At 37.4% G+C, this 14198-nt stretch carries 10 protein-coding genes; 6 read left to right on the top strand and 4 right to left on the bottom strand.

What is annotated here, in order from left to right; genetic code table 11:
- Positions 1–44 precede the first annotated feature (44 nt).
- Both EK417_RS06795 and EK417_RS06790 read right to left on the bottom strand, forming a co-directional pair.
- Entirely contained in the window at positions 45–2822 is a 2778-nt protein-coding gene (locus EK417_RS06795) for a TonB-dependent receptor plug domain-containing protein (protein WP_136521708.1), read from the bottom strand.
- Between the two features lie 412 nt (positions 2823–3234).
- Positions 3235–5565 (bottom strand): ATP-dependent helicase, encoded by a 2331-nt coding sequence (locus EK417_RS06790; protein WP_076596219.1) that lies wholly within the window; start codon positions 5563–5565, stop codon positions 3235–3237.
- A 352-nt stretch (positions 5566–5917) separates the two neighbouring features.
- On the opposite strand from EK417_RS06790, the gene EK417_RS06785 reads away from it, so the two are divergent.
- The 3 genes from EK417_RS06785 (at position 5918) to secG (ending at position 9814) form a co-directional block, all read left to right on the top strand.
- Positions 5918–7231: a M16 family metallopeptidase gene (locus EK417_RS06785; RefSeq protein ID WP_110367847.1), complete on the top strand. Its 1314-nt coding sequence runs from the start codon at positions 5918–5920 to the stop codon at positions 7229–7231.
- A gap of 53 nt (positions 7232–7284) precedes the next feature.
- A complete protein-coding gene (locus EK417_RS06780) occupies positions 7285–9330 on the top strand; it encodes a M16 family metallopeptidase (RefSeq protein ID WP_076596217.1) in 2046 nt (681 codons plus the stop codon).
- Between the two features lie 133 nt (positions 9331–9463).
- Positions 9464–9814 (top strand): preprotein translocase subunit SecG, encoded by a 351-nt coding sequence (gene secG, locus EK417_RS06775; RefSeq protein ID WP_076596216.1) that lies wholly within the window; start codon positions 9464–9466, stop codon positions 9812–9814.
- Between the two features lie 51 nt (positions 9815–9865).
- On the opposite strand, the gene EK417_RS06770 is transcribed toward secG, so the two are convergent.
- Together EK417_RS06770 and recR are read right to left on the bottom strand one after the other, a co-directional pair.
- Positions 9866–10705, bottom strand: a complete 840-nt coding sequence (locus EK417_RS06770; RefSeq protein WP_136521707.1) for a glycosyltransferase family 2 protein — start codon at positions 10703–10705, stop codon at positions 9866–9868.
- Positions 10701–11312, bottom strand: a complete 612-nt coding sequence (recR, locus tag EK417_RS06765) for a recombination mediator RecR (protein ID WP_136521706.1) — start codon at positions 11310–11312, stop codon at positions 10701–10703. The genes EK417_RS06770 and recR overlap by 5 nt, the downstream gene beginning before the upstream one ends.
- Positions 11313–11549: 237 nt before the next feature.
- Here recR and EK417_RS06760 point away from each other — a divergent pair, with 237 nt between their 5' ends.
- The 3 genes from EK417_RS06760 to EK417_RS06750 all read left to right on the top strand — a co-directional run bounded on the left by EK417_RS06760 (position 11550) and on the right by EK417_RS06750 (position 14194).
- Entirely contained in the window at positions 11550–12155 is a 606-nt protein-coding gene (locus EK417_RS06760) for an LURP-one-related/scramblase family protein (protein WP_076596213.1), read from the top strand.
- A gap of 23 nt (positions 12156–12178) precedes the next feature.
- Positions 12179–12670: a hypothetical protein gene (locus EK417_RS06755; RefSeq protein WP_076596212.1), complete on the top strand. Its 492-nt coding sequence runs from the start codon at positions 12179–12181 to the stop codon at positions 12668–12670.
- Between the two features lie 81 nt (positions 12671–12751).
- Positions 12752–14194 (top strand): aminoacyl-histidine dipeptidase, encoded by a 1443-nt coding sequence (locus EK417_RS06750; protein WP_136521705.1) that lies wholly within the window; start codon positions 12752–12754, stop codon positions 14192–14194.
- Positions 14195–14198 lie beyond the last annotated feature (4 nt).

Here is a 14198-nt window from a genome sequence, read left to right as displayed (position 1 = left end):
GATTTCTGAACTGTTTTTTTATAAGCATTATCTTTTGTATGTATTTAAAAATTGAAATTCAATCTTGCAAAAACATATCTTCCGTTCTGTCCAAACTGTGAAGTGGAACGTGAATAGATGAACTGGTCGTTATTGGTAGAAGCGGTAAGGTTTTTTGTTGGATAGATATCAAACAAATTGTTTACCCCTAAAGTCAGTCCTACATTTTTGGTAAACTGATAGGCCGCAGATAGATCGGTAATGATCTTATCTCCGATTTGCTGATGTTCATTAAAATCAATAATTCCGTCTCCGTTCACATCAATAATATCAGCACCTGTCACTTTTCCGAAGTAGGTATTTCTCAGATACAAGCTTGCATTCTTCCATGAAAGTGTGTGCGAAAGACTGGCTTTCACTCTTGGTACAGCTTCTTCAAGATATACTCTCGATTTTTCAGAGAAATAAACTTTTTCCAATTGTGGCGACTGTAAAAGCCCTGCAGAATGGATATCACCAACCTGTTTTGTTTTATTAAGGTTAATGGCAAAGTTATTATCCAGTTTAAATCCTGAGAATCTTGCATGATGTGAAATCACTACATCTACTCCTTTTGTTTCTGTATCAATGGCATTGGTAAAGAACTGGGCAGCATTGATTCCCAACTGATCATAAGCCTCCTGAGCTTTCTGAGGAACACTTGCTCTTAAGAACTGGTCAGTAAGGATGATACGGTTATCAATTCTCGTGAAATATCCGTCTGCAGTAAAACTAAGTCCTGCCGAAGGAATTCTGTAAGTAAATCCTACACTTGCTGATTTGGAAGTTTCCTGTTTCAGTTTTGGCATATCCAGCAATCCTGCCAGCTGAGAATCATTGCTGAAAGTTCCTACTTCCAAAAGTTGATTATTGGTAAACAATGTAGAGGTTACATTATAATAAATCTGGTGGATAGATGGTGCTCTGAATCCTGTAGAACCTGCAAATCTCACATTGAAATCAGGTGCTACCTTGATTCTTGAAGCCAACTTATAATTGAATGTAGAACCAAAATCTGAATAGTTTTCATATCTCGCTGCAGCATCTACCAATAACCAGTTGGTAAAGTTAAATTCAATATCTGCATAGGCAGCTACCGACTGTCTGTTTTTATCCACGGCATTTCCTGGTTTAAATCCGTTGAATACCTGCGATCCTCCCGGAAGTAATGCTCCGAAGAAATCTGTAGGTCTCACAGAATTTCCGTTCCATACGTTTCCTGAAACATCATAGGTTGCATATGAAGCTTCTTCCCCCTGAGTAATTTTAAAATTCTCATAACGGTGCTCTGCTCCAAATGCTACATTGATTCCTTCCCACACATCATATTTTTTAGAGAAATCTAAATTGATCGTATTTTGAGAAAATCTCAGCCCTCCTGCATTAAACTCTCTTGGTGAAGCAAAACGCATTGAGGTATTTCCTGTATTCTGAATATTATAGGTAAATGAATTCTGTCCGTACGTATTACTGAAATCAATATTCCATCCTTCCCAGTTTCCTTTGATTCCCGCTGCTAATGAAATATCCTGAATATCTGTTCCGATCTGTGGAAGATAACCGTTAGGATACAATCCTGTAAAAGTTCTGCTTTCTCTAGGTCTTCTGTAAAATCCTCCGGAAGTTCCATGTCTTAAACTGTATCCTCCAAAAGTATATACTTTCCAGTTGTCACTTACAGGGATTTCTGCATTCACAAAAAGCTGGTGATTATTCAGTTTAGATTGTCCTACCTGCATATTAAAATCCTTTCTGCCCTGTCCTCTGTAAGCCAGTTCCTGATCTGTCACATCAGCACTCAGTAAAGACCAAAGTCCTTTCTGAAGAACATTCCCTGAGGCATCTGTAATGTCTTTGAATGTATTTGCATTTTGTATATCAGAGAGCTGAGTTGCACTAAAATAGTTTACTCCCTGAGCATACTGATGTACATAATCAATAATCTGCTGTGAATTGGGAGTATTATTTATATTGGTAAAAAGAGAAGAAAGATTGACTCCGTCATTCAAGGCACGTTGTTCAATCGCATTATAAGCGTTGTAGATTTTTCCACTTTCAGTACCTGCTCTGTACGTTGGATTTCTGAATTGTGAAGACCAGGTAATATTAAAGAAACCACCTTTAGTACCGATTTTATTCCCATAGTTTAAATCCAGCTGAATATTCTGTCCGTCAAAATCCCCGGTATGGTCATTAGCCGCTGGGGTAAGGTTTCCACCATAGCTGATCTGTCCTGCAAGTTTTCCTGTATCTCTTTTCAGATCAAGATTGATCACGCCGGCAATGGCATCAGAGCCGTATTGTGCAGCAGCTCCGTCTCTTAATACTTCAATTCTGTTTAAAGCAAAAGAAGGAATAGCATTCAAATCTGTACCAACAGTTCCTCTTCCTGGTGTTCCGTTTACATTCACCAATGCTGAAGTATGCCTTCTTTTTCCATTTACCAAAACCAAAACCTGATCTGGTCCCAAACCTCTTAACTGTGCAGGATCCAGGTGATCTGTTCCATCTGAATTCGTTTGAATTGTAGAAGTAAATGAAGGAGCAACCGCATTCAGAATTTGTCCGATATTGGTTTGTGGAAGGATAATTGAAGATTCTTTTACATTGAATACATCTACGGGAACCGGGCTGTCTGTTTTAGATCTTGCACCGGCTCTTGAACCCAATACTACCACTTCTTCTACATTATTGGTCTTTATGGTGTCTTTATGTGCTTTTATGCTGTCTTTTTCCTGTCCGTAAGTAAACACGCCGAGAAAAAATAAAACAGAGGCCGAAAGAATAGTTTTCTTATTTATCATAGGTTAGAATTTGATTAACATTTATGTTTTTTACAAGGTGCAAATGTAAAATATATTTATTAGTCTACAAAACCAATAGACTTTGTTTTTGTAAAAAACAGTTATCGTTTCTTTCTATCCCTCATTTAAAGTTATGATAAATTAAGGTAACACACATACAAAACATTGTTTTATAAAAGGTTAACTTCAAAACAAATAGTGAAAACGCTATGCACGCGAAGAAATAAACTGCTTATTGATTATTCTTCCGGTTGCAACGGCACTTCGTTCAGCAGAGGATTTGTCTTTGCTAAGTGCAACGCCTTCGCGATCGAAAATAGTAGATCTAGATAATCAAATTGCGAGCTTCGCGTTCAAATAAAAAAACGGATCCAAAAATTGAATCCGTTTCTTTTATATTTTTATTTTGAAATTAAATCTTAGTCAGTTTAGCATATTTTAGAATCAGGTTTTTCTCTCCTTCATGCATGAAAACTACTTTTGCTTTGATATTCTGAGGATCTGTTCCATCCAGGAAAGTCACCTCTCCTATTCCGAAACGGTCGTGTCTCACTTTATCACCTACTTCAATATCCTGAGAAGAAGCTCCGCTTGGATTGATAATTTTAGCAGTGCTTACAGGTTTCAGTTTTCTTACTTCAGGAGCAGGTTTGGAAGTATCACCTCTGTCAATGGTCTTCTTTTCAACCTTTTTGAAAGATTTTATTTCAGAAGGATGTTCATCAAAGATATTGGATTTCACTCCTGAATTATTGATAAATCTTTTTTCCAAAGCAGGATTAAGGAATTCAATATATTCATCATCTATTTCACTTAAAAATCTTGAAGGCTCAGCATCCGTAATTTTTCCCCATTGAAAACGTGAAACAGCATAGGAGAAGAAAGCCTGTTTTTCGGCTCTTGTTAATGCTACATAGAATAATCTTCTCTCTTCTTCCAGATCTTCTCTGGTGGCTGAACTCATAAAGCTTGGGAAAAGGTTTTCTTCAAGCCCTACCAGGTGAACCACGGGGAATTCCAATCCTTTTGAAAGGTGAATGGTCATCAGAGAAACCATATCATCTTCCAACTCTTTATCCTGAGTATCTGCAGAAAGGGCAATATTTTCCAGGAAGTTGGAAAGACTCGGATCTCCGTCTTCAAGCTGCATCTGCTCTTCAATGAACCCCTGCATGGAGTTCATCAATTCCTGAACGTTTTCTACTCTGGAAATCCCTTCAGGAGTCTGGTCATCTTTTAAAAACTTGATTAATCCGCTTCGCTTTGCTACTTCCATAGCCACACTGTAAGCTGTTTCTGTTTTCAGCAATACCTGAAAAGCTTTGATCATGGACCAGAAATCGTTCAGTTTGTTTAAAACTCCATTGTTCAGACCTAGCTGCGGTGCATACATCGGAAGATTTTCCAATACTTTTGAAACCGCAATATTGTGGGCATCCGCAAAAACGATCAGTTTATTCTGTGTTGTTTCTCCAATTCCTCTTGCCGGATAATTGATAATCCTCATCAATGCTTCCGAATCATTTTCATTGATCAGAAGACGAAGGTATCCAATAAGGTCTTTTACTTCTTTTCTTTGATAGAAAGAAAGACCTCCATATACTTTGTACGGAATATTTTTACGTCTCAGGGCGTCTTCAAAAGCACGTGTTTGAGAGTTGGTTCTGTATAAAATGGCAAAATCACTGTATTTCCTCTGATCGCGGTTACGAAGTTCCCAGATATTTCCTGCCACAAAGTTCGCTTCATCAGCATCAGAAAGAGAACGGTAAATTTTGATCTTGTCCCCCTCTTCATTATCACTGAATACATTTTTCTTAAACTGCTGAAGGTTTTTAGCAATAACAACATTCGCTGCATTTACAATATTTTGTGTGGAACGGTAATTCTGCTCCAGAGATACCGTTATAGCATCCGGATAATCTTTTTTAAAGTTTAAGATATTGTAGATATTTGCCCCACGGAAAGAATAGATAGACTGTGCATCATCTCCTACCACACAGATATTCTCAAATTTTGAAGCCAATGCTTTTACAATAAGATACTGAGAATGATTCGTATCCTGGTACTCATCTACCATGATGTATCGGAATCTGTCCTGATATTTCGCCAATACCTCCGGAAAACGGGTTAATAATTCATTGGTTTTCAACAACAAGTCATCAAAATCCATAGATCCGTTTCTGAAACACTGATCCACATATTTCTGATAAATCTGCCCGATGAATTTCATATTCGCTTTTTCATCCGCTTCCATCAGTTCAGGATTGTTGAAATATGCTTTTACGGTAATCAGATTATTCTTATAGGTTGAGATTCTTGCCTGAACTTTTTTAGGTTTATAAAGATCGGCATCGATATTCATATCCTTCAGAACTTTTTTAATCACATTCAGGGCATCCTGCTGATCATAGATGGTAAAATTGGAAGGATATCCGAGATAATGAGCCTCAATTCTCAGAATTCTTGCAAAAACGGAGTGAAATGTTCCCATCCAAAGGCTTCTCGCATTGCTGTCTCCTACTACCTTCGCGATACGTTCTTTCATTTCCCGTGCCGCTTTATTGGTAAAGGTAAGCGCCAGGATATTGAAAGGGTCTATTCCGTTGTGTATTAAATGGGCAATACGCATGGTCAATACACGCGTTTTCCCGGAACCTGCTCCGGCAAGTACCATGAGAGGTCCCTGTAAAGAGGTAACGGCTTCATATTGTGATTCGTTGAGTCCTTTCAAATAGTCCATACAGCAAAAAATTTTGGGAACACAAAATTAAGGTATTCGGAGCAGAATTCAAACTTTCATAAAGAAGTTAGGGATTTGAAGTAGTAAGATTGTACTAATAGTATTTGTCAATGGTCAGTTTTGCTTCTCAAGTGAATGGTGAATGGCTATTGTTAAACTTAACTGTAAAGAAAAATTATGTATTCCCAAAAACTTAATACAAAACGTAAAAGATTCACAAGCGAATTCACCATTCACCATTCATTTTAGTTTTTAATTTCTGAAAATTTTTTCAATGCAATCATATATTTCAATATATTTTGTAACATTTAATTCACTTTTCATACTAATTGATAAACAATTTCTAAATTTTATGAAAAAGCGACTTATTTCTGCTGCTGCCGTAGCTTTCTTCGGGCTAATGCTGAATGCACAGCAAATCAAATTCGAAGAGTATGACCTTCCCAATGGTCTTCACGTAATTCTTCATCAGGATAACTCGGCACCGGTTGTAACGACGGGTGTAATGTACCATGTAGGTGCAAAAGATGAAATAAAAGGCAGAACTGGTTTTGCTCACTTCTTTGAACACCTTTTATTCGAAGGAACTCCTAACATCAAAAGAGGAGACTGGTTTAAAATCGTTTCTTCCAACGGAGGTCAGAACAACGCCAACACTACTAATGACAGAACTTATTATTACGAAACGTTTCCTTCCAATAACGAACAGCTTGGACTTTGGATGGAAGCAGAAAGAATGCGCCACGCTGTAATCAACCAGATTGGTGTGGATACGCAGAGAGAGGTTGTAAAAGAAGAGAAAAGATTAAGAATGGATAACCAGCCTTACGGAAATCTTTTCACGACTATTCAGAAAAATTTATTTACCAATCACCCATACAACTGGCCAACAATTGGTTCTATGGAAGATCTGAACTCTGCTAAATTAGAAGAGTTTCAGGCGTTCTACAAGAAATATTACGTTCCGAATAATGCTACTTTAGTGGTGGCAGGAGATATCAAACCTGAACAGACTAAGAAATGGATTGAAACCTATTACGGAGGCATTCCAAAAGGAACCCTTTATCCAAAAGATTTCCCGAAAGAAACTCCTATCACACAGGAAAAAGAAGTAACTGCTACTGACCCGAATATCCAGCTTCCGGCTTATGTATTTGCATACAGAACTCCTGCTAACAAAGAGAAAGATGCTTATGTTTTGGATATGCTTTCTTCTTACTTAAGCAATGGAAAATCTTCTGTTTTATATAAAAAATTAGTTGACCAGGACAAAAAAGCGCTTCAGGTAGCTGCTTTCAACCAGGGGCTTGAAGATTACAGTATTTTTGCGTTCTTCGCCATTCCTATGGGACAGACTACAAAGCAGGCTTTACAGGCTGACATTGATGCTGAGATCAAAAAACTTCAGACGACTTTAATTTCTGAAGAAGATTATCAAAAACTTCAGAACCAGTACGAAAACCAGTTTGTAAATGCCAACTCAAGCATTCAGGGAATTGCTGCTTCACTGGCAACCAACCATGTATTGATGGGGGATACGAATTTGATCAACAAAGAAATCGACATTTACAGATCTATCACCAGACAGGATCTTCAGAATGCAGCTAAAAAGTATCTTAATTCCAACCAAAGAATAGTCATCAATTACGTACCTGAGAAAAAGTAATCATTTCAACTTCTTAGGTGATAATATGATTATTAAAAATTAAATTTTTACAAATGAAAAAGCAATTAACATATATAGCTGCAGCATTTTTCTTTACAGGAATGGTTTCAGCACAAAAAATAGATCTTAATGCAATGCCAAAACCAGGACCTACTCCTGCAATTAACATTGCGAAGCCAAAAACTTTCCAGCTAAGCAACGGTCTTACAGTAATGGTGGTTGAGAACAACAAATTACCAAGAGTAAGTGCAAGCCTTTCTATGGACAGACCTCCGTACAACGAAGGAGCAGTAACCGGAGTAAGCGAAATTATGGCTGAACAGTTCGAAAACGGAACAACCAACATCAGCAAAGATGATTTCAACAAAAAAGTAGACTACCTTGGAGCGAACCTTAATTTTTCTTCAGGAGGAGCTTCAGCCAATTCACTTTCAAAATATTTCCCTGAAGTATTAGGACTGATGGCTGATGCCATTATTAATCCTAAATTCTCTGCTGAAGAAATTCAAAACTCTAAAGAAAGAGCTATCGAGGGATTAAAGTCTGAAGAAAAAAATGCATCTTCTATTGCTTCAAAAGTTTCCAACGCTTTGATGTATGGAAAAAACACGTCAAGAGGTGAATTTGAAACGGTTGAGTCTATCAATAAAATCCAGCTTGCTGACGTTCAGAACACTTATAAAAAATACTACGCTCCGGACAATGCTTACTTAGTAATTGTAGGAGACGTGAAGTTTGACCAGGTAAAACCTTTGATTGAAAAAGCTTTCAGTAGCTGGAAAAAAGCGAACACACCTATTGCACAGTTAGAACCTGCTTCTAATGTTGCGAAAACGGAGATCAACGTAGTAGATGTTCCTTCTGCAGTACAGTCTGTTGTTTCTTTAAACAACCTGAACACTTTGAAAATGAAAGATGCGAACTACTTCCCTGCAACAATCGCCAACTATATTCTCGGCGGCGGTGGTGAAGCTAGACTTTTCATGAATCTTCGTGAGAAAAACGGATTTACCTATGGGGCTTATTCAAGTATGGTTGCCAGCAAGTACTCTCCACAATTCTCTGCAAGTGCAAGCGTAAGAAATGAGGTTACAGACAAAGCTGTTAAAGAATTCATGAATGAGCTTAATGCTATTTCTACTGTAAAACCTGAGGAATTAGCCAATGCTAAAGCTAAACTGAAAGGATCTTTCATCATGTCTTTGGAGCAGCCGGCTACCATTGCAAGATTTGCTTTAAACCAAAAAGTTCAGGATTTACCTGCTGATTTCTATACCAATTACTTAAAATCTATTGATAAAGTAACGGCTGCAGATGTTTCCAATGCTGTAAAAGCTACCATATTACCTAACCAAAGCAGAATTTTCATCGCTGGTAAAGCATCTGATATTTCTGAAGGATTGGAAAAACTGGGCTATCCTGTAAAATATTTCGATAAGGAAGCTAACCCTGTTGCGAAACCAACTGTACAAAAAGTGGATGCCAATGTAACGGTTGCCTCTGTTGTTGATAAGTATATTAATGCTATCGGAGGAAAAGCTAATCTGGCAAAGATCACTTCTTATACAACCAATGCTTCCATGTCTATGCAGGGACAAAACATCGATTTTAAAATCGTTAAAGCACAAGGCGGAAAGGAGCTTACCACTGTAACAGCAATGGGACAGGTTGTTCAGAAGCAGGTTTTCGATGGAAAAACCGGTTATTCTATGCAAATGGGACAAAGAGTTGATATCACACCGGAAGAAATTGCTGAAAAACAAAAAAATTCTGAAATTTTCGAAGAATTAGGATTTACAAAATCTGCTGATTATAAATTAGGCGGAATTGAAAAAATCGGAGGTGAAGATTCTTACGCCATTAAAGGTGGAAATACTACGTATTACTACAGCGTTGCAACAGGATTAAAAACCGGAGAAACTAAAAAGGTAAAAGCTAAAGGTCAGGAAATGACAATTCCGACAACATTCTCTAATTATAAAGATGTTGAAGGTGTAAAAATGCCTTTTACCATCTCTGTAAGTCAGATGGGAATGGACATGACCATGACTGTAAAGTCTTATGAGATCAATAAGGCTACAGATGCTGATTTTAAATAACAACATCCTATTTTTATAGAAAAAACGGCAACAATTGTTGCCGTTTTTATTTTTATCAACATTTGGCGACATCTTTTTTTGTCATTCAGTAAAAAAAGATTAAATTTGCCCATTCAAAAAGATATCAGAATTAATGGATACTATATTTACACTATTGATGGTTCTTGTTATGGTTGCCAGTGTTTTATTGGTAATTATCGTTATGGCACAAAATCCAAAAGGAGGAGGCCTTTCCAGTACATTCGGAGGTGCATCATCTGCACAGTTCGGGGTACAAAGAACCAATGATTTCATGGAAAAAGCAACATGGACTCTAGGCGGAACTATCATTGTTCTTATCCTTTTAAGCGTTGTTATTACAGGTAAGCCGTCTCAGGCACTTCCTGCACAACAGCAGCCAGCTAAGAAAGAAGCTCCTGCAAAACAGTCAGCTCCTGCTTCTTCTACAACAACTCCGGCACAGACTCCTGCTCCGGTAAAATAAGAAGAATATCATCTTACATATAACAAAAGCAACTCCAATTGAGTTGCTTTTTTATTTTAGCTTGATCTTTTCAATCTGATGCCGGAGCTTTAATCCTGCTTTCAAAAAAGAATACTGTAAAGGCTTCGATTCCTTATAATACTTATCAATAAAGATCTGCATCGCTCCGTAAAATCTGTTGAGATATAATTCATCTTTGATTGTACTTTCTCCTTTATGATGAAGAATAGAAACTTTTCCATAATAGAAGTTCTTATATCCGTTTCTTAGAAAGGTATAGCAGAGATCGATATCTTCTCCGTACATAAAATAAGCCTCATCCAATCCTCCTATTTTCTCATAAACGTCTTTTTTAGCCAATAAAAATGCTCCGGTGAGAACTTCCACTTCTGCAACCGCATTTTCTTCTATATCATTTCTGTAATAAGATTTCGAGTTGTTCTTTTTAAAGTTGGTAAAGAGCTTTTCAAAAGAATTAAACATATCCGGAACTGAGCGCTTGCTTTCAGGAAGAAAATTCCCTTCTGCATCATGCATTCTTACGCCCAGACATCCGAATGAAGCCTGCGCATCTGCAAAATCCAGCAATTCTTTCATATAAAAGCCCTCCAATTCCGTATCAGGATTCAAAAGCAATATATATTCTCCTTTCGCAGTTTGTACAGCCTGATTATTGGCTTTTGAAAACCCGCCATTGGTTTCAGATGATATAAAATGTACTTCGGGAAACTCAGGAATAAGATCTCCCCAGGAACTATCTGTTGAAGCATTATCAATCACCATTACTTCATACTCTATATCCTGTATATACTTCCGTAGGGACAGGAGGCAGCTTCTTAGCAATTGGGTGACGTTGTAATTAACTATAATAACGGACAGCTTCATATTAATCCTTTTCGTTGTATGGCAGCCTGTTGATAATAGATCTTCCTAAAGAAATCTCATCAGCATATTCCAGTTCATCTCCTACAGAAATTCCTCTTGCAATACTGGAGAAATTCACATTGAAGTTTTTAAATTTCTTGTAAATATAATAAGCTGTAGTGTCTCCTTCCATCGTAGCACTCAAAGCAAAAATAAATTCCTTTACCTTTCCTTCATTCAGTTTCTTTTCAATACTTGGAATATTCAGCTGGCCAGGCCCTACTCCTTCCATCGGAGAAATTTTACCGCCAAGAATCAGATATTTCCCTGTATACTTTCCTGTATTTTCTATGGCAATTACATCCCGTACATCTTCAACGATACAGATCAGTTCTCCATTTCTCTTTTCATTGCTGCATATTTCACAAATGTCAAAATCCGAGAAATTGTGACATTCTTTACAATATTTTATTTCATTAACAAGATTGATCAGGGAGTTTCCAAGGCTTACGGCTCTGGAATTGGGCTGCTTTAACAAATGTAATGCTAATCTCAAAGCCGTTTTCCTGCCAATTCCTGGCAGCCCGGAAATCTCGTCCACTGCCTTTGCCAATACTTTACTAGGGTAATCCATAGGTACAAAAATAAGGATTAAAGTTGATAATTGATAGTGAATAGTGAATCGTCAATTCCCTTCGTTTGTGAATTTGTATAAAGTGATTATTGACTATTGACTTTGCGCAGCAAAAATTGACAATTGACCATGAGATTAATGTCCCATGATGATATTTTATATTTCTCCCATACCTGAGAACACTAAAAAAACCTTTATATTTGCGGCTTAAATTAAATATGAAAAAAATTAACTAACATGGTACTTAACAATCTAAATTATCCTCTGGATTTCAAATTCAAAATCACTACTTTAGCAAGTGACTTTAACATTACTGACAAAAATGGAAATTATGTGGCATATGTTCGTCAGAAAATGTTCAAGTTGAAAGAAGACGTTATTGTTTTTAATGATGAAAGCAAGTCTAAGGAACTTTTCAGAATCAGAGCCAATCAATGGATTGATTTCAACGCTTCATATTCTTTAAATGATCTTATTGACAATAAAAACTTTGGCAGATTAGCCAGAAAAGGAATGCGTTCTATCTGGAAAGCAAGTTATGATATTCTGGATGCACATGATCAGCCTAAGTTTAAAATTCAGGAAGACAGTGCATGGGTAAGATTCTGGGACAGCTTTGTAGGAGAACTTCCTATCATCGGGATGTTTACTGGATATTTCCTTAATCCATCATATACGGTAACAGGGATAGACGGAAAGGCTTATTTTAAGCTTAAAAAAATGCCTTCATTCTTCGGAAGAAGATTCCAGCTGGACAGACTGATCGATATTGATGATGAGGAAGAAAGCCTGGTAATCCTTTCTTTATTGATGATGACACTTCTTGAAAGAGCAAGAGGATAAACAAATTATAAAACCACAAAGACATGAAATATGTAATCATTGTATTTTCCGCATTTCTATTGGCAGCCTGTAAAAAGGAAAAAGAAACTGTTTCAGACTCCACTACTGCTGATTCTTTGCATGTTGCCAAAGATTCAACTGCAAGAGCTTCTTCTTCAGGAAATATTCTGGTGGGGACGATTCCGTTTCCACAAGAAATCAAAGAATGTTCCTGCTATTTTGCAGCCAGTAAATCTGATTTTGAAAATGAAAGATATATCTACGCAGATGATGCCGGAAAAACTGCATATATGATGCTGGATGGCAAAAGGCTTGCTATGAATCTTATCTCATCAAGTGACATGGAAGTAGATGAACTGCTGACCAAGGAAATAGAAAATGATGATTATAAAATTTCTGTAAAAGGTAAAAAAATAAAGGGCGAAGAGGCTTTACTGTTTGAAGGAACTCTGACTATAGAGAAACCGGACGGAACTACATTTACCACTCCGATCTATGGAGAGTGTGGGTGTTAATACAAGCGAAATCCTACAAAAATGCTTCTGTATCTCACGGAAGCATTTTTTTATTCGTAAATTTGAGAAAAATAAATTTCAATGGAATTATCTAATATAGAACCGCAGATTATATGGAAAAATTTCTCCAGATTAAATGCTGTTCCAAGACCTTCAAAAAAGGAGGAAAAAGTGATCGCATTTATCAAAGGATTTGGTGAAAATTTAGGACTGGAAACTACGGTAGATGAAGTAGGAAACGTTATTATTAAGAAGCCGGCCACGGCAGGAATGGAAAACCGTAAATCTATTGTGCTTCAATCGCACCTTGATATGGTTTGCCAGAAAAACAATGATGTGAATTTCGATTTTGAAACCGAAGGAATTAAAATGGAAATTGACGGTGACTGGGTAAAGGCAAAAGGAACTACTTTAGGAGCTGATAATGGTTTAGGAGTAGCAACCATCATGTCTATCCTTGAAAGTTCAGATATTCCACACCCTGCATTGGAAGCTCTTTTCACGATTGATGAGGAGACAGGAATGACAGGTGCTTTAGGATTAAAACCAGGACAATTGGCAGGACAAATTCTATTGAATCTTGATACGGAAGAGGATGATGAAATTGATATCGGTTGTGCAGGAGGTGTAGACGTGACAATCACTCAAACCTATACTGCAGAAGCTTCAAAAGGACAAATTGTAAGACTTGAAGTAAAAGGGCTACAGGGTGGACACTCCGGAATGGATATCCATAAAGGCTTCGGAAATGCCAATATCATTTTGGGAAGACTTCTTTACACCGGACTGGAAAACCAGAATATTGAATTGATCTCTATCGACAGCGGAGGGTTGAGAAATGCTATCCCAAGAGAAGGAGTTGCAATAATTTCTGTGAGAAATGCCCAGGAATTTATTGAAAATGTAACGGTTCTTAAAAAAGAGATCTTAGAAGAATTTGCTACTGTAGAACCGGGAATCCAGATCAATATTGAAAACTCTACTTCTTCCGACAAAGCTATTTCAGAGACAGATTCTAAAAAAGTGATCCTCACTTTAAAGGCTCTTCACAACGGAGTTTACAGAATGAGTCCTGATGTGGCTGATCTTGTAGAAGCGTCCAACAACGTAGCAAGAGTAGAACTGAAAGGCGGAGAACTCAAGATTTTAAACCTTACAAGGTCTTCTGTAGATTCTTCCAAATATTCAGTAGCAGAACAATTGAAATCGGTAGCAGAGCTGGCTGGAATGAATGTTGAATTCAGCGGATCATATCCGGGATGGAAACCAAAACCTGGTTCAGAGATTGTACAGCTGATGGAGAAACTTTATATTGAAAAGTTCACTGAAAAACCCCATGTAGTAGCTTGCCACGCAGGTCTTGAGTGCGGGATCATCGGTGCCAACTATCCTGAAATGGAAATGGTAAGCTTTGGACCAACCATCAGAGGAGCACATTCACCTGATGAGAGAGCCAACATCCCTTCAGCACAAAAATTCTGGAGCTTCCTGAAAGATATTTTAGCGAATATTCCTCAGAAATAGAATA

Origin of the sequence: Chryseobacterium candidae, assembly GCF_004916905.1 — a bacterium.
Taxonomy (GTDB): domain Bacteria; phylum Bacteroidota; class Bacteroidia; order Flavobacteriales; family Weeksellaceae; genus Chryseobacterium; species Chryseobacterium candidae.
This window is presented reverse-complemented; position numbering and strand designations above follow the sequence as displayed.

What these genes read in the sequence shown, in the direction of transcription:
- recR (WP_136521706.1), bottom strand. Translation starts at nt 11,312, where the DNA reads ATGGATTACCCTAGTAAAGTATTGGCAAAGGCAGTGGACGAGATTTCC.
- EK417_RS06780 (WP_076596217.1), top strand. Translation starts at nt 7,285, where the DNA reads ATGAAAAAGCAATTAACATATATAGCTGCAGCATTTTTCTTTACAGGA.
- EK417_RS06785 (WP_110367847.1), top strand. Translation starts at nt 5,918, where the DNA reads ATGAAAAAGCGACTTATTTCTGCTGCTGCCGTAGCTTTCTTCGGGCTA.
- EK417_RS06760 (WP_076596213.1), top strand. Translation starts at nt 11,550, where the DNA reads ATGGTACTTAACAATCTAAATTATCCTCTGGATTTCAAATTCAAAATC.
- EK417_RS06795 (WP_136521708.1), bottom strand. Translation starts at nt 2,822, where the DNA reads ATGATAAATAAGAAAACTATTCTTTCGGCCTCTGTTTTATTTTTTCTC.
- EK417_RS06790 (WP_076596219.1), bottom strand. Translation starts at nt 5,565, where the DNA reads ATGGACTATTTGAAAGGACTCAACGAATCACAATATGAAGCCGTTACC.
- secG (WP_076596216.1), top strand. Translation starts at nt 9,464, where the DNA reads ATGGATACTATATTTACACTATTGATGGTTCTTGTTATGGTTGCCAGT.
- EK417_RS06755 (WP_076596212.1), top strand. Translation starts at nt 12,179, where the DNA reads ATGAAATATGTAATCATTGTATTTTCCGCATTTCTATTGGCAGCCTGT.
- EK417_RS06750 (WP_136521705.1), top strand. Translation starts at nt 12,752, where the DNA reads ATGGAATTATCTAATATAGAACCGCAGATTATATGGAAAAATTTCTCC.